This is a genomic window from Salinivibrio sp. VGrn1, from assembly GCF_009377995.1.
Taxonomy (GTDB): Bacteria; Pseudomonadota; Gammaproteobacteria; order Enterobacterales; family Vibrionaceae; genus Salinivibrio; species Salinivibrio siamensis.
Genome location: NZ_SATA01000001.1, coordinates 22091 through 39466, shown reverse-complemented (window position 1 = coordinate 39466; position 17376 = coordinate 22091). Strand labels below are relative to the sequence as shown.

Here is a 17376-nt window from a genome sequence, read left to right as displayed (position 1 = left end):
TTACAAAATTAACGAGAAGAAAATGGATAGAGGAGGGTATTTTTTTACGTAAAATAAATTTTATTATCGTCAAAAACGGCAAAAGAATGCATAGAATTTAGGGTTTATGTAATTTTATTATGAAAAATAACCACGACTACAACTGTGTTTACGTCATCGGTATTCCCCCGCGACAAAGCCTTGTCTCGCGATTGAGGGCTTTTTGCATCACCGCACAACGATCGCTGTTGCATATTGAGGCGTACTCGCCGTTATAGAAAAACTGATGCGCATCAAAAGTTAGGTTGACCTGTCATTCAATCAACAGATTCGCGTGATAAATTAGTCAATGAAGCGTTAAGCGCCCCCCATAGCGCAACACACCACCACGCCATGGCGAAAAAGGATCCCGGCATCAATGAAAGGACTACGTTGGTTTTTACCTCTTGTTATTCTCGGTCTTGGCTATCTTGGCTATACCGCCATCGCGGCAACAGAGACAGCTACTCAAGAAAATGCTGCGTCCCCGCTCCCACCGATTGTTGAGACACGCGTTGTTCACCCAACTCAACATCAAGTAGTTTTACGGGCGCACGGTGAAGTCACCCCTGTAGAGACCACACAGCTTTCTGCCCAAGTGTCCGGTGAAGTGGTCGCATGGCATCCAAATTTCGTTGCTGGCGGCATTGTTAAACGTGGTGATGTGCTGTTTTCAATTGAGCCTGATAACTATCAAGCCGCGGTACTGAGCGCCGAAGCCGACCTTGCCAGTGCAAAAGCGTCCTTGATAGAAGAACAAGCCCAGGCGGCGGTGGCAAAACGTCAGGCCAAAAGCCTTCCATCCTCACAAGTCACCGATCTCTACTTACGCAAGCCACAAGTACTCAGTGCAAAAGCCCGCGTAAAATCGGCACAAGCGGCATTAAAGCGCGCACAACGCGACTTAGAAAACTGCCAAGTGACCGCCCCTTACGATGCGCTCGTCGTGTCGCGAGACGTCGGGGTTGGGCAGTACATTAACGCAGGAAGCCCGGTGGGGGTACTTAATAGCATCGAGGCTGCGGAAGTGCATTTGCCTATTGCTGGCTTCGACACACTCTTTCTCCCCACACCATTAGCGGGGATCGAGGTTCAGCTTACCCGCAACGGCAGCAAACCGACTCAACGCCAAGCACGACTCGTGCGCGATCTAGGCATCGTGGAGCAAAGCACCCGCATGATGCGAGTTGTAGTGCGCCTTGATGATCCTTACGGCACCCAATCGGCTAAACCTGCCCTACCCTTTGGCAGTTATATCGAGGCGACTTTCAAAGGGGCAACGTTGGAGAACGTCTTTAAGCTTCCGCAATCCTTGATGAACAATCGCCAAGTTTGGGTCGTCGATCAAGCAGGAAAACTCACCCCGCGTACACTGCGCGTGGTGAGAACGGAAGGCCAGTATATCTACGCTGACCAAGGCTTAAGCGATGATGACCAAGTGGTTACCACGCTGCCTGAATTCCCCGAGCCTGGCATGACGGTTCGCGTGGCATCGCAGGTATCGCCGGAGGGTGAAAATGAGTAATGCTGACACGCCAACGCGTGGGCTCATTGCCTATTTTGCCCACAACCCGGTTGCTGCAAACCTGATCATGGTGTTTGTACTCATCATGGGGGTTGCCAGTTACTTTTTCATTCAGCGACAGATGTTCCCTAACATCGAGATTAACTACATTCATATTACCGCTGACTATCCCGGCGCCTCCCCCCAAGAGGTAGAGGAGAGCATCTTAGTTAAAGTGGAGGAAGCCATTAAAGATGTCACCGGGATCGAATCGGTGGTTTCAACCGCGCGGCGCGGATTTGGTCAAGTAGAAATCGAAGTGGATGTTGGGGAAGATCTCAATCTCGTCCTGGACCGCGTAAAGCAAGAGGTCGATGCCCTCTCTAATCTCCCCGCGTCGATGGAACCGCTTAATGTCGCGCAAGTGGAGTTTCGCCAAACCGTCATTCAAATGGCAGTGGTAGGCAATAAGCCGCTCACTGAGCTAAAACGCGCGGCACAGGACATTGAAGACGAACTCCTCCAACTCAAGGACGTCACCTTGGTGGAGCTCAGTGCCCCTACCTACGAGATTGCCATCGAGGTAGCCCCCCGTATTCTGCGCAAGTATAACCTCACGCTTAATCAGGTGAGTGACGCCATTGCCCGCTATTCCGCCAACTTCTCTGCCGGTGAAGTACGTACCGACAGCGGTATGATTGCAATTCGCGTCGAGAACCAGCGTTATCGCGGTGATGAGTTTCGCCAGATCCCAATTAAAATCGGCCCCAATGGCAGTCGATTATTGCTGCAGGATATTGCCACCATCAAAGACGGGTTTACCGAAGGCGAGCGTTACTTTAAGTACTCGGGGCAGAACGCAATTTTTCTCTCGGTGAATGCAACCGCTAGCGAAAATATGGTGACCGTTGCCGACGCCGTCAAAGACTACATACAAGACAAAAACGCAGCATTGCCCGCCGGGCTGGCACTCAAATCGGTGGTCGACATGACACACTACCTTAATGCCCGCCTTGATATGATGCTGAAAAACTTATTACAAGGAGCGGTATTGGTTGCGCTACTGCTGACATTGTTTTTGCGCTTTAAACTTGCCCTCTGGGTGCTTATCGGTTTGCCCGTATGCTTTCTTGGCGCGGTCATGCTAATGCCAGTGATTGGGGTCAGCATTAACATCGTTTCACTGTTTGCGTTCATTATGGTGTTGGGGATTGTCGTCGATGACGCGATCGTTATCGGCGAAAGTGTTTATACCGAAGTGGAGCACAAAGGTGGCGGCGTCAATAACGTTGTCGCCGGGGCGCAGCGTGTTGCCACCCCTGCCACGTTTGGCGTGCTCACCACCATTGCCGTTTTTGCACCTTTTATCATGTCGAGCGGCCCTGAACGCGCCTTTTTCTTTGGCATCGCGTCAATCGTCATCTTGTGTCTCATCTTTAGCTTGGTAGAGTCGAAGCTTATTTTGCCCGCTCACTTGGCGCACACCCACTTTTCCACGCCCAAATCAAATAGCTTCCGCCAGCGTTTTAATCGGCAATTCCATCGCTTCGTCAATGGACCATACCGCCGCGCCGTCACCTTCGCGGTACGTTGGCGCTGGTCGGCTTTCGCATTGTTTGTTGCCTTATTAGCTATCAGTATTTCGTTGGTGGTTGCCAGCCACGTGCGTATGGTGCCGACGCCCAAAGTCCCGCATGATTTTCCCAATATTCGCCTTGAGATGAACAATAACGCCTCGAGTGAGCAAACCATTGCCGCACTCAAAGCCATTGAAGGCATGGTCTACCGCGTCGATAACGCCACAGAAGCCGAGACGGGCCAAGCCATGGTTCAAGACACGCTCGTATTTAATGAAGGGCGAACTTCAGGACAACTGGTGATCCCTTTAGTCGATGATACATTGCGCCCCTTTACCACCTTCGAATTGTCGCGGCGCTGGCGTGAGGCGATGCCGGAGATCCCAGGAGTTAAAAAACTCACCATTCAAGATGACGTGAATGGTGGAGAACAAGGTGATGAGTTTGGCTTTCTCCTCTTTGGGCCCAACATCGACACACTCAATGCGGCCGGACGTGCTTTAATGTCGCGCCTTAACCAGCAAGCGGGTCTTTTCGATGTGTCCTCATCCATCGATTCAGGCAGTCAGGAAGTGCTCATTTCCCTCACGCCCGTGGCTCATGATCTGGGGCTGGATCTCACCACCATTGCTCAACAGGTAGGAGGGAGTTTCTATGGCGGGGAAGCCCAACGCCTAATCCGTGACGGTGAAGAAATAAAAGTCATGGTGCGTTACCCCAAATTAACGCGGGAGGCATTTTCATCACTGCGTTATGCCGTGATCACCACCCCCACCGGTCAACAAGTCATGTTGGGCGATGTGGTGAAACTGGAGCAACAACCCGGTGTAAGTAGCCTGCGCCGCGAAGCAGGATTTAGAACGGTTTATGTCTATGGCGCGATTGATGAAGAGTTAGTCGAACCCAATGAAGTAGTCGAAACCATTCAACAATCCGTCATACCAGAGGTATTGGCCGATTATCCGGATGTCACTAGTGAACTCAGTGGTTCGATTGAAGAACAACAAGCACAGCAAGATGAACAAAAGCTTTTCTTTGTTGCCGGGATGATTGTGGTCTATGCGTTATTGGCCGTGCCCTTAAAAAGCTATACGCAACCACTGATTATCATGTCTGTGATCCCTTTTAGCTTAACGGGGGCTATTTGGGGACATTATTGGTTTGATATTGATTTAAGTATGATGTCGACCTTTGGTTTGATTGCCGCCGCAGGCGTAGTGGTCAACGATGCGCTGGTGATGACGGATTATATTAATCGATCGCGTCATGCGGGGGTTGCGATCAAAAAAGCAGTGATCGACGCAGGCTGTGCCCGCTTTCGGGCCATCACACTGACGTCTATCACCACCTTTGCGGGGGTGTTGCCCATCATGTTTGAAACCAGCCTGCAAGCAAGATTTGTGATCCCAATGGCCGTCGCACTTGGCTTTGCGGTGATGTTTGCCACCTTGCTAACGCTGTTTCTGGTGCCCTGTTTATATCTGATGCTGCAAGATATTGGACAGCTTCTGCGCCGGCTCACTCCCGGCCTTTCCTCGTCACAATCAGAGCCTAACGCGCGATAAAAGAGGTGCCGATCGCAGCCCCTTGTGCACCGTGTTTGTCCAGCTGGTTAGCGATGGCGGTCATCGCTAGCCAGCGATTCTCGCACCATGAAGGGGCCAGTAACGTCGGTGGACGTGCACTCGCAGACACGCGATGATACACCACCTCAGGAGGCGTTCGCTGGATCATCATACTGGCGCTGTCGACGTAGTCTTCTAATGTGATTTCGCTTTGACGCCCTGCACGCCACGCTTTCGCCATGGTGCTACCCTCGACAATATGTAGCGGGTGCAGTTTAATCCCATCGGTGCCTGTGCTCACGACCCGGTCAATCGTTGTTTGATGATCGGTGGTGCCCTCTCCGGGCAGACCAACAATCAAATGCGTGCATACTTTAATACCCATTGCACGGGCTTGTTGAGTGATTCGCTCGTAAACCGCCACATCATGGCCACGGTTAATGCGTTTCAACGTCTTATCATGACCCGTTTGTAAACCAAGCTCTAACCACACTTCAAATCCTTGTTGACGATAACCCGCCAACAGCGTCAAAACCTGGCTGGGCACACAATCTGGCCGTGTACCGACACACAGCCCGACCATGTTTTCACGCGCTAATGCTTGCTCGTACAAGGCCTTTAACCGCGCAACCTCGTCATAAGTACTGGTATAAGCTTGAAAATACGCCAGATAACGACGTGCTCGGTCTACCTCTTTCGCACGTTGGTGCAACTGGTGGCTAACGGATTGGTGCTGCGCGGTTTCATCAGAAAAGGATGCGACATTGCAAAAGGTGCAACCGCCCCGCCCGAGCGTGCCATCACGATTGGGGCAACTAAAACCACCATGTAGCGTCAGCTTATGGACACGTTCGCCATAACGGTGTTTTAAATCTTGGCCTAGTGTATTAACGAGTTGATGCAGCTCCATAACGCCTCAGCGGAAAAAGACAAAGGCGAGATTTTAACAACTGTTATCGAAGAGATATTGGGACGGATCAAGCAAAGGCGTGCTTGCCCTAAAACAACAAACCCGCCTTGGCGGCGGGTTTAAATCATTGGCGTGATACGCCCATTAGGCTTTGGCTTTCTTCTTGCGTTTATCAGTGACTTCCCACTGACCGTCAACAAAGAAGGCTGACCAGCCCGTTGGCTTGCCATCTTCCTCGCTACGCACGTAATTCTCTTTGGTTTTACGTGCAAAACGAACCACAGTAGGACGTCCATCGGGATCTTCCTGCGGCGCATCGGCAAGGTATTTGAACTTGTCCGAAATGCGGTCTTTGAAGCGATGAAGCTCCTCCACCAGCGGCGCACGTGTCTCGCGGGATTTGGGGAAATTACTCGCGGCCATAAATAGGCCAGAGGCACCATCACGTAACACGAAATAGGCATCCGAGTTTTCACATGGCAACTCTGGGAAGTGCACCGGATCTTCTTTCGGTGGCGCAACGTCCCCATTTTTGAGGATCTTACGCGTGTTCTTACATTCCTCGTTGGTGCAACCCATGTATTTACCGAAACGGCCATTTTTCAGCACCATGTCGCTACCACATTTGTCGCACTCTACCACAGGCCCATCGTAGCCTTTGGGTTTGAACTCCCCTTTTTCAACCACATAGCCTTCGCAGCTCGGATTATTACCACACACGTGCAACTTGCGATGCTGATCAATGAGGTAAGAGTCCATTGCCGTTTCACAAATCGGACAACGCTTCATCGCCCGAAGATCAGCGGTTTCAACGTCCTCTTCGAGCACATTGACAATACCATCTTCGTCCATCAAGTTGATGGTGGTTTTACACCGCTCTTTCGGGGGTAATGCGTAGCCCGAACAACCGAGGAACACGCCAGTCGATGCGGTACGAATCCCCATTTTACGCCCACAGGTTGGACAGTCGATATCTGTCATCACCATGTTGTTGGGTTTCATTCCACCTTCGTCTTCATCCTGCTCGGCTTGGCCTAACTCAGCGGTGAAATCCGCAAAGAAATCATCAAGCACCGCTTTCCAGTCGGCTTCACCTTCGGCAATTTTATCGAGCGACGCTTCCATACGAGCGGTAAAGTCATAGTCCATCAAATCGGCAAAGCTTTGGTTGAGACGATCAGTGACAATCTCGCCCATTTTCTCAGCATAGAAGCGACGGTTTTCAACTCGCACATAACCGCGGTCTTGTATCGTGGAAATAATAGACGCGTACGTCGATGGACGACCAATGCCCGCTTTTTCTAACTCTTTGACCAAGGCCGCTTCGGTATAACGGGCGGGTGGCTTAGTAAAGTGTTGTTTCGGATCAAGCTTGTCGAGTGTCAGTGATTCACCCACCTCAACCGCTGGCAAGGTTTGGTCTTCATTTTTACCTGAAGGCCGCTGTACCCGAGTCCAACCGTCAAAGCGCAGTGTGCGCCCTTTTGCTTTCAAGGTGTAATCGCTCGCATCGACCGTCAAGGTCGTCGAGTCATATTTTGCCGGTACCATTTGGCAGGCCACAAACTGGCGCCAAATCAAGTCGTACAAACGATGCGCATCTGGGTCCATCCCCTGCAAATCACTGGCATTGACACCCACATCAGAAGGCCGGATGGCCTCGTGCGCTTCTTGGGCATTGGCTTTGGCACCATACACGTTCGCCGACGCTGGTAAGTACTTCTCACCGTATTCGCTGGCAATATGGCCACGAGCCGCTTCAACCGCTTCTTTGCTGAGGTTGGTCGAGTCGGTACGCATGTAAGTGATATAGCCGGCTTCATACAAGCGTTGCGCCAACATCATGGTTTTCTTCACCCCAAAGCCGAGACGCGTGCTTGCCGCCTGCTGCAATGTTGAGGTGATATAAGGCGCCGAGGGCTTACTCGTTGAGGGGCGATCTTCGCGATCACGCACCACAAAGCTGGCGTGCTCAAGCGCCGACACCGCCGCCATTGCCTCATCTTTATTTTTCGGCTTAAAGGCTTTGCCATTTTGTTGCGCCACGAGCAGTCGCAGCGCCTGCTCTTTCGGTGTGAGCGTGTCGGCGTGCACATCCCAAAATTCTTCGGGAATAAAAGCTTTTATCTGATGCTCACGTTCAACAAGCAGCTTTACCGCGACCGACTGCACACGACCGGCCGACAAGCCTCGCGCCACTTTTTTCCACAGCAACGGCGAGACCATAAAGCCCACCACACGGTCGAGAAAACGACGTGCTTGCTGTGCGTTGACACCGTCGATATTGACATCACCCGGTGCGTCAAACGCCTGTGTGATCGCATTTTTGGTGATCTCATTAAAGACCACGCGTTTGAAGCGGTCGTTATCACCACCGATGAGTTCGCGCAGGTGCCAAGCAATGGCCTCCCCTTCGCGGTCCAAATCCGTTGCGAGATAAACGTTGTCGGCTTTCTCAGCCAGTGACTTAAGCTCGGCGACGACTTTTTCCTTACCGGGCAACACTTGGTATTTTGCTTGCCAGCCATTGTAAGGATCAACGCCCATCTTGTTGATGAGCGCCTTCTGTTCTTTTTCTTTTTTAATTCGCGCTTTTTCTTCGGCGCTGAGCCCTTTCGTGGACACAGGTGCGGCCTTTTTACCGCCTTGCGTCGCTCCAGTTGGCAAGTCACGAACATGCCCGACACTCGACTTCACCACGAAGTCTTTGCCGAGATATTTATTGATCGTTTTCGCCTTTGCTGGGGACTCCACGATGACGAGAGATTTGCCCATAATGACCTAATTGACGCCCTTTGCGCTAAAACTGTCGAAAATTCGTTGCGTTGCACTTCCATGCCGGAGTGCCGCTATCTGTTTACAATATTGAGCGAGTCTAGCCGAATATCAACTAAATTCGCAGCAAAACACGCTGATTGCTCGTCCCTTCCACAATTGTTAAGCAATTGTGATGGTAATATCCCGATTGTTCTTAATGCCGGTTTCCGGCAAAAACGCGCTAATCATTACCATTGCCGCACGCAAAATAGCTAAATGGATGCGGTAATCTTTGGCTTGGCTCACATTATTATGGCTATTTCGCTCATTATCGTGCGCCTGTTACCGCTATTTTCTTCCGTTGTTTATCGCCCAACGCTAACAGGCAGCACTCGGGAGTGAGTTAAACCAACGGACGCTGACCACGACTAATCCATTTTAGCAGCACACGATCTGCCACCTCCGCGGATGCGCCAGCAAGCTTTTCAGCAATGTTTTTACGCTGATGGTAAGACACCGACAGCACTTTTCGCTCGTTATTCGCCGCCTGGAACAAATACTCGTCGCTGGTACAGACCTCATCAATCAATCCCAGATCCAATGCTTGGTTACCAAACCAGTGTTCACCAGTGGCAACCTTATCGACATTAAGAGACGGGCGGTATTCGCTGATAAACGCCTTGAACAGGCCATGGGTTTCTTCCAGTTCCGTTTTGAACTTCTCGCGCGCTTTGTCAGTGTTTTCACCAAACATGGTTAGCGTGCGCTTAAATTCACCGGCGGTCAGCTGCTCAAATTCAATATCGTTCTTCTTAAGCAACTTGTTAAAGTTGGGCAGCTGGGCAATCACCCCAATCGAGCCAATGATCGCAAACGGCGCTGCAATCAACTTATCCGCGACGCATGCCATCATATACCCGCCGCTTGCGGCCACTTTATCAACCGCCACGATTAAGGGCACGCCTGCTTGACGGAAGCGTGCCAGCTGAGACGCCGCTAGGCCGTAGCCATGCACCATACCGCCGCCACTCTCGACGTTGACCAAGACTTCGTCCTGTTCGGTTGCTACCGACAAAATCGCCGTGACTTCTTCTCGTAACGCCTCTACTTCGCGGGCATCGATGCTGCCTTTAAAGTGGATCACAAACAATTGTGGATCCCGTTGAGCCGATGGCTCGTTTTGCTTTTTGGCTGCGGCTTTTTGCGCCTTTTCTTCTTTCTTCTTGGCTTTTTTCTCGTCTTTCTCTCGCGCTTTTAACGACGATTCATTGTACAAGTGCTGCTCTAGCGATTGACGATAATGCTTAAACCGCTCAGTTAAGTCAGTGAGCTTTAGGCTACCTTTTTGCCCCCCTTTGTCGCTCGCGGCGCGCACTAAAGCGACCAATACAAATGCCGCTAATAAGAAAGTGACGACTTTTGCCAGAAAAAGCCCATAATCCGCAATGAAATCCAATGTTGTATCCTCTTTTTTGTCGCTATGTTGGCAATGCCGTTAACCGTACATCACGCACTTGGTTGTCACACCTTACCCGCAACCTTACAATAATCTACGTTTAACAATAAATAAGGATTTATATCGTGGACTACCAAGTAAGCTCAAACGCGCTTGACGGGCGTGTGATTTTGGTGACCGGTGCGGGCGCTGGCATTGGTCGCCAAGCCGCGCTTAGCTATGCAGAGAAAGGCGCCACCGTCATCCTTCTCGGCCGCACCGTGAAAAAACTTGAAGCAGTATACGATGAAATTGATGCTTTGGGCGCGCCACAGCCTGCGATTATCCCACTGGATATGTTGGGTGCCACGCGTCAGCATTATTTGGATATGGCAGACACCATTGAACAGCAGTTCGGGCGCTTAGACGGCGTGCTGCATAATGCTGGCCTTCTCGGTGTGCTGAGCCCGTTCGATCAGATTGATGAAAAATCTCATGACGATGTGATGCAGGTGAATGTCAAAGCCACCATGCTCATGACGCAAGCCCTGTTGCCACTATTGAAAAAGTCTAACGATGCTCGCGTAGTGTTTACCACATCGACTGTCGGCCACCAAGGGCGTGCTTATTGGGGCAGCTATGCGATTTCTAAGTTCGCGACCGAAGGCATAATGCAAGTGCTGGCGGATGAAATGTCTGATACCAAGGTCCGTGTCAACGCCATCAACCCAGGCGGTACCCGCACCAGTATGCGCGCGAGCGCTTTCCCAGGAGAAGACCCTGACACGCTCAAAACGCCTCTCGATATTATGCCACTTTACCTGTATTTGATGGCACCAGAAGGTATTGGCGAGCACGGCCAGTGTATTGATGCACAACCTAAGCGCTAAGCATTGCGCCCCCATGGCTGGGGGCGCTCGTTTTAGCAAACCGATTTAAAAATCGATGCTGAGTTTGGCTTTGATGTTGCGTTCGTCCCCATACCAACAGTTCAATTCATCAAAACAGCTGTAAGTGGTTTTATCAAACAAGTTTGTCGCAGATAGGGACAATTTTGCGCCTGATAGCGACGGTGATGCTTGCGAAAGATCGTAACTAATCGCGGTATCAAACACCGTATAGTCGGGCACCGTAAAGGTATTGGTGGCGTTACCCTGTGACTCACCCACATACCGTGCGCCTAAACTCACGCGTGTCCCCGCACTGACCTGGTGATTCAGCCACGCACTGGCAGTCTGCTCTGGCACCCAAACTGGGGTCTTGCCCTCCAGGTTAGGATCATCCGTGATCTCCATATCAATATAGCCATAAGTTAAGGCCACATCCGTCTCTACGCTAAGTGCATGATTAAACTCAACCTCTATTCCACGAGAGCGGATTTCACCGGTTTGAATTTTCGCGTATGAGTCGTTGGGATCATTCACCAGCGCGTCTTGCTTTTTAAGCTCGAACAACGCCACGTTAACGCCCGTGCTACCGTCTAGTGACAAGTACTTGAGGCCGGTTTCCCATTGTTTACCCGTGGAAGGGTCGAATACATTACCCCGATTATCCATATCGGTTGGTTCAAAGCTTTCTGAGTAACTCAGATAAGGGGAAATACCGTTATCAAATTGGTACATGGCGCCGGCGCGGAACGCCAAATTGTAGTGACGAATGTTTTTCTCAGAGGAACTCGGTGACCCCGCATAAAGTGTCTGCTGGTCATCCTTTAACTCATATTCATCGTAACGCGCGCCAGCCAATAACACCCATTGGTTCCACAGGATTTGGTCTTGGGCGTAGATCCCAGTCTGCGTGACCTCAATGTCATGTTGATCTTGATAAATGAAGTTGAGTGAACTCGGAGCAACCTGGTTATTATTGGGATCAAAAATATCAATATCCGGCACTGAACCGGGAGCGTAAGTGTCATCGTAACCCACGTCCGAGGACATAGTCTGATAATCAACCCCTAGCAAGGTGTAATGGTCTGCCGCCCCCCAGCGCACATCGCCAGAAAGCTGAGTATCCACCACCCAGGATTCGATCGTTTCATCTGTCAGGTACGCGTTACGCGGGTAGTGGCGGCCATCAAACGTATTTTGACGATAGTTGTCGTTATTCACTAACCGTGTATTGATGTACATATTTTTTTGCAGCAAATCAGCATCTGTGTAGCGTGCCGAGTGCAGTAACGACCAGTTTGATGAGAGCTGGTGCTGCACCTTGTAACCCAGCATCAGAAACTCACGATCATAAGTATTCCAGTTGTTGTCACCGGAAAAGCTATCGCTAGAAAGGCTGCCTTGGTCACTATGCAATACCGAGCCGTTGGCCGGCAATGAGGTATAAATGCCCGCCGCCGGATCCGCTTGGTAATAAAGATTAACGTTCACCAACGTATCTGGCGACACCCGCCAATCTAGCGATGGGGCGACGACATAACGCTCTTCTTCCGAATCGCCCGCTTGGCCATCTTTTTGTCGTGCCAGCGCCACCATCCGGTACGCCAATGGGGTGTCAGAAATCGCACCAGTACTGTCAACAGACACTTCACGCAGTGCATCAGAGTCGGTGCTCATCGTCACACGGTGCGCCGCCTCTTGTTGCGGTGTCTTGGCGATCATATTCACCATCCCACCCGGTGGAATATTCCCGTATAACACCGACGTCGGCCCTTTGAACACTTCCACTTGTTCAATCGCAATCGGATCGATTTGTGGCTGTAAATTCCAGGTGTTGTAAGGTACCGCGAGACCATCAAAAAAGTTCTGATAGTTGATAAAACCACGAATATTAAAGAGATCGAGTCGCGTGACGGCCCCACCCCGCAGCTCAGTATTTACACCCGGTGTATAGCGCACCACTTCGCTTAGTGAACTGGCTTGGCGCTGTTCGATGGCCTCTCGGTCGATGACAGTGACCGCTTGAGGCGTTTCTTCTGGTGCCAGTGCTGTTTTCGTGGCCGTATTGCGGTAGGTGTCGCCTAAGACTTGTATGGTTTCCATCTCGGCGTGTTGCGACTCGGCATAAGCTGATGGCAGCATCAAGCTCCCCATAACCGCCATCGCTAACGGGGACAGTCGCCATCTGGCAACCTGCTGCACGCGTGCACAACCCATATCCATGATGATTTTCCTCTCAATGCAAACTAAACGTAAACCGGAATCATTCGCATTTTAAAGGTGTGCATGGTGAATACTGTTCATTTTGGTGCATGATGGTGACAATCCAGCGGGATCCAGTACGTCATTACCGCGTCATCGGCTTCTGGTTGATATCCAGGCGGATAGACTTCAAGCTCGATACCATCCGTGCATCGGTACCCTGAGGCAGGCAACCAATGATAGATAAAGGTATGCAAGGTCTTAGGCAGTTCACTCACGGGCCCCAAATGCGTAATCACCGCATAGGTCGCCTCTGGCACCGTCCACGTGGCTAAAGGTAGGCTTGACGGCGCATCTCGCTGCTGACCGGCGAGGTAGGGTAACGGGGTTTGAAGTGTATCAGCGCTGGCCACATCAATCGCACCAATGCTTGGCTGACCAACATCAATCAACCCAGCCTCGTGCGCATCACGCCACAGCTTAGGCACCACGTCAGTAAAATCGGGCTCAGGTGCAAACAAGCCTAATATAGGCGACGTCTGCCCCACCAGCGTGATCGATGATCGCGTTTGAATGTGCACCGACAGCCAAGACGGATTGGGAGTCGCCAGTGTCGTAATATGCAGTGGTGTTCGAATACCATCCATCACCCCCCGCTGGCGATACGTACGAGGACTCACCCCGAACTGCTGACGAAATGCGCGGGAAAAATTCGCCTCTGAGGTAAACCCAAACGACAGCGCGATATCAATCACTCTATCGGGCCGAGAGAGCAACTGTTTGGCGGCATAGCTAAGTTTTAGTTCACGCACATAATGCGCCACACTCACGCCCGTTTGTTCCGAGAACACGCGCTGCAATTGCCAGCGAGACCAGCAGCTGTGAGCGGCCAACTCACTGACAGAAAGCGGTTGGTCAAGGTTTGCGTGGATAAAGTCTAGAACCCGCTCGATACGATCAAAGCGTGCGGTTTGCTCTGGTGCTAATGCCGTTGTCATCACATCCTTTTATCGACAAAATTGTAAATAAACTCCAAGATAACACAAACAATAATCATTATCATAACTGAAGTAAAAGAGGCCAACCGATACGACGGATAATAAGGCTGCAACTGTTATAGTGAGCGCGACGAGTTAGAGCGTCACACAGAAATAGAAAGCCCGGCACATGGCCGGGCTTTAGCGAACATAGCGAACATCACGCAGACTTACTTACGCGTTCTTGGTTTGCCTTTACCACGCGGCGCGCCCGAGCGCTGATTGCCCTTTTTCGGGCTTCCGCCTTTCGGTCCTGCCGCAGGTGCGTTACCCCGACGAGCCTGACGTGTTTTCTTCGGCTTATCATTGCTATCGATACGCTCTTCGTAACGGCGTACTGCACGACGGATCTTCTGGCGCGACTTTTTACGCTTTTGATCATCTGGCGTGATAACCGTTTGCGACTCTGGCTTCATCTCTACCATTTCGCGCAGATAATTCACTTCTTTCAGATCCATCTCACGCCAACCACCACGCGGCAGATCTTTTTCAAGATAGATATCGCCGTAACGCACACGCTTCAAACGGCTTACGGTCACACCTTGGGTTTCCCACAAACGACGCACTTCACGGTTGCGCCCTTCGGTAATCACCACATAGAAAGTGTGATTCATCCCCTCGCCGCCCGCATAAACGACATCTTCAAAGCGCGCCACGCCATCGTCTAGTTCTACGCCGTGAACAAGGTTTTTCACCATATCTTCGTTCACGTCACCAAACACACGCACCATGTACTCACGTTGCACTTGGCGGCTTGGGTGCATCAAACGATTCGCTAGTTCACCGTCGGTAGTGAACAGCATTAAGCCTGAGGTATTGGCATCCAAACGGCCAACCGCTACCCAGCGCGCATCTTTCAATTTGGGCAAGCGATCGAATACCGTACGACGCCCCTCTGGGTCGCTTCGCGTACACAGTTCACCCTCTGGCTTGTTGTATGCAAGAACGCGACACACAGACTCAGAAGGCGCATTAAGCTGCACCGCATGACCATCAACACGCACCAATGCACTGGGATCATCAAGGCGGTCACCCAGTTTGGCGACGGCACCATTAACACTCACCCGGCCGGCTTGAATGTATCCTTCCATTTCGCGGCGTGAACCTACGCCAGCACGCGCTAGCACCTTCTGTAATTTTTCGCTCATGTTTTTTACCTTACTGTCGCCTTCACAGGCGTCATCACTGTCACGATTGGCATAAGAGCTAACGATAATGAGTTAGCCAGCCGTTAATGATACCAATAAGCGTAGAGATAGAGAAACAGTTTCACGCGTTCACGGCATATCAGCTGTTGTGGCTGAGTCAATCGCAAAACACCTGGACAAAAAAACGCCCAGCAAGGTGGCTGGGCGGGAATGGAAGGTCAACCACAGGTTGACGCAACATCAGAACAAGAACATTGCATGGGTAATTACGCGCGACACTATGCGTTGGTTCACCCGCAGTCAGGCATTAATCAAACGGGGCGGGATCACCACTCCCGTGACGGCGAACCTCAGGCATGCCTTCACTGAAATCGACCACTGTGGTGGGGTGCTCACCTAATACGCCACCGTGCATAATTAAATCCACACTGTGCTCTAAATGATCGCGAATTGCTTCGGGATCGGATTCGGTAAAGTCGTTACCCGGTAAAATCAGTGAGGTCGACATTAGCGGCTCACCCAGCGCCTCGAGCAAATCCAGAGCGATTTGGTTATCTGGAACACGAATGCCAATGGTTTTCCGTTTTGGATTCATCAAACGTTTTGGCACTTCTTTAGTCGCTTTGAAAATAAACGTATACGCACCAGGTGTATTGTTACGAATCAAGCGAAATGCAACGTTATCGACCCGTGCGTACAGTGATAACTCAGACAGATCGCGACACAACAAGGTGAAGTTATGATCTTTATCGAGGTCGCGAATACGGCAAATACGCTCTAACGCTTGTTTGTTCTCAAGCTGACAGCCAAGCGCATAGCCCGAATCGGTCGGATAAATGATCACTCCACCGTTTCGGACAATTTCCACCGCTTGTTTGATCAGCCGCGCTTGCGGGTTCTCTGGGTGGACATAAAAAAACTGACTCATGGTTCCTCCTGCTGTAGCTTGACCCCATGGGGATGCGCACCGCAAATCCAGCGTGAATGGTCTGCGCACCGGATAATCCTTATCGCTATCAATATAACGTATTTCGTTATTGTAACGCGTCTGGCTTGTCGCTATCTAGTTGATTTACTGATTGCCAGTTTTGTTCAGCCGCCTCTAAACACGTCCAGTCATGCCAAACCGGCTGACTATCTTTGGGTAGCCATAAATTACGGCCCAGCTCTGTCCACGGCGAAGGATAATGAAAATCCGATCCCAGCGAGGCCAACAATCCATAATCTCGCGCGTAATCGGCCAGCAAACGACGCTCTTGTTGCGACTGCTGAGGAAGAGCGACTTCGATAGCATCGCCATTAGCGTCAGAAAACGCAGCCAGTAATCGTTTCAGCCACTTGGCTTTGAGCTTGTATCGGCCAGGATGAGCAAGCACCGCCTGCCCACCGGCCTCATGGATCGCCGCAACCGCATCTGCAATCGAACACCAGTTCGGTGGTGCATAGCCGGTGTTCCCTCGGGTTAAAAAGCGCTTAAAACAAGCCTGCATGGTTTTCGCGTGACCGTGCTCGACCAACCAGCGCGCAAAATGCGCACGGGTCAGCGGCGCATCGCCAGCCAGTTCGCGCGCACCTGCGAGCGCCCCTGTGTAGTGCGAGCGCTCTAACCGCTCAGCAATCAGCTCAGCCCGTTGTTGGCGTCGCTCAGCTTGTTCGGCAATCAATGCCGTTAGTGCCGGGTGCTGGGGGTCGACATTTAACCCTACAATGTGGATATCAAAGTTCTGCCACAAGGTCGAAATTTCAATGCCATTGACCAGTGTAAGGGGCAAGTTTTGATGGTCGATTTCTGCTTGCGCCTCTACCAGCCCGGCGGTGGTGTCGTGGTCGGTAATCGCCAACACGCCCACGCGACGCTCGACCGCGCGCTGCACCAAGTCTTTTGGCGATAAGCGGCCGTCGGAGGCAGTGGTATGGCTATGTAAATCAATGATCATGGTGTACCGGGTTTCCTTAATGTGCTCGCGCCTTGGCACTGTCGGTTTGCGCCATATCAGCCTGAGGCTGAGTACGCGCCATGCGGGCTCAGTCGATGTGAATGCGCCAAGTTGACCAGCGCTCGCGAGCACGGTGAATATCTTTGCTCTTTTTTATCGTGTGTTTAGTCCGCACTTTTTCTGCATTCTTTTCGATTTCCCCGTTGACACAGAAGCAAAATATCAGTTTACTAGTACACAAGTTAACGCGCACCACTTCTCAGTCTCGGGGAGCGATATGGCGCTAAGGGTAACAGTCACAACGGAGTCTCGCAGCATGTATTTCAACGCCGCGTCTAGATCACATTCGATTCACACTGCACCAGCTGCCGAACAGGCCGTGAGTGTATTGGCGACATC

The 17376-nt window shown here is 51.3% G+C and carries 11 protein-coding genes; 3 read left to right on the top strand and 8 right to left on the bottom strand.

What is annotated here, in order from left to right; all coding sequences use genetic code 11:
* Positions 1-397 precede the first annotated feature (397 nt).
* Together EHW56_RS00175 and EHW56_RS00170 are read left to right on the top strand one after the other, a co-directional pair.
* A complete protein-coding gene (locus EHW56_RS00175) occupies positions 398-1543 on the top strand; it encodes an efflux RND transporter periplasmic adaptor subunit (protein ID WP_152796739.1) in 1146 nt (381 codons plus the stop codon).
* Entirely contained in the window at positions 1536-4664 is a 3129-nt protein-coding gene (locus EHW56_RS00170; RefSeq protein WP_152799839.1) for an efflux RND transporter permease subunit, read from the top strand. Before EHW56_RS00175 ends, EHW56_RS00170 begins: the two co-directional genes overlap by 8 nt.
* On the opposite strand, the gene EHW56_RS00165 is transcribed toward EHW56_RS00170, so the two are convergent.
* The 3 genes from EHW56_RS00165 to sohB form a co-directional block, all read right to left on the bottom strand.
* Complete coding sequence (locus EHW56_RS00165) at positions 4651-5574, bottom strand: TIGR01212 family radical SAM protein (RefSeq protein WP_152799837.1); 924 nt, start codon at positions 5572-5574, stop codon at positions 4651-4653. The genes EHW56_RS00170 and EHW56_RS00165 overlap by 14 nt on opposite strands.
* Before the next feature lie 144 nt (positions 5575-5718).
* Positions 5719-8349, bottom strand: a complete 2631-nt coding sequence (topA, locus tag EHW56_RS00160) for a type I DNA topoisomerase (RefSeq protein WP_077577951.1) — start codon at positions 8347-8349, stop codon at positions 5719-5721.
* 385 nt (positions 8350-8734) lie between these two features.
* Positions 8735-9787, bottom strand: coding sequence for a protease SohB (sohB, locus tag EHW56_RS00155; protein WP_152799835.1), 1053 nt, complete (start codon positions 9785-9787; stop codon positions 8735-8737).
* A gap of 125 nt (positions 9788-9912) precedes the next feature.
* On the opposite strand from sohB, the gene EHW56_RS00150 reads away from it, so the two are divergent.
* Complete coding sequence (locus tag EHW56_RS00150; RefSeq protein ID WP_077667138.1) at positions 9913-10656, top strand: YciK family oxidoreductase; 744 nt, start codon at positions 9913-9915, stop codon at positions 10654-10656.
* A 45-nt stretch (positions 10657-10701) separates the two neighbouring features.
* Here the strand turns inward: EHW56_RS00150 and EHW56_RS00145 are convergent, their stop codons facing one another.
* The 5 genes from EHW56_RS00145 to EHW56_RS00125 form a co-directional block, all read right to left on the bottom strand.
* Positions 10702-12876 (bottom strand): TonB-dependent siderophore receptor, encoded by a 2175-nt coding sequence (locus EHW56_RS00145; RefSeq protein WP_227486544.1) that lies wholly within the window; start codon positions 12874-12876, stop codon positions 10702-10704.
* A gap of 77 nt (positions 12877-12953) precedes the next feature.
* Positions 12954-13853 carry an AraC family transcriptional regulator gene (locus tag EHW56_RS00140; RefSeq protein ID WP_152799833.1) on the bottom strand — a complete coding sequence of 300 codons (900 nt, stop codon included), beginning with the start codon at positions 13851-13853 and terminating at the stop codon, positions 12954-12956.
* 209 nt (positions 13854-14062) lie between these two features.
* Positions 14063-15040 carry a 23S rRNA pseudouridine(2605) synthase RluB gene (rluB, locus tag EHW56_RS00135; RefSeq protein ID WP_046073429.1) on the bottom strand — a complete coding sequence of 326 codons (978 nt, stop codon included), beginning with the start codon at positions 15038-15040 and terminating at the stop codon, positions 14063-14065.
* A 307-nt stretch (positions 15041-15347) separates the two neighbouring features.
* Complete coding sequence (locus EHW56_RS00130) at positions 15348-15968, bottom strand: L-threonylcarbamoyladenylate synthase (protein ID WP_152796750.1); 621 nt, start codon at positions 15966-15968, stop codon at positions 15348-15350.
* Positions 15969-16074: 106 nt separating this feature from the next.
* Positions 16075-16977 (bottom strand): PHP domain-containing protein, encoded by a 903-nt coding sequence (locus tag EHW56_RS00125; protein ID WP_152796752.1) that lies wholly within the window; start codon positions 16975-16977, stop codon positions 16075-16077.
* Between the last annotated feature and the right edge of the window lie 399 nt (positions 16978-17376).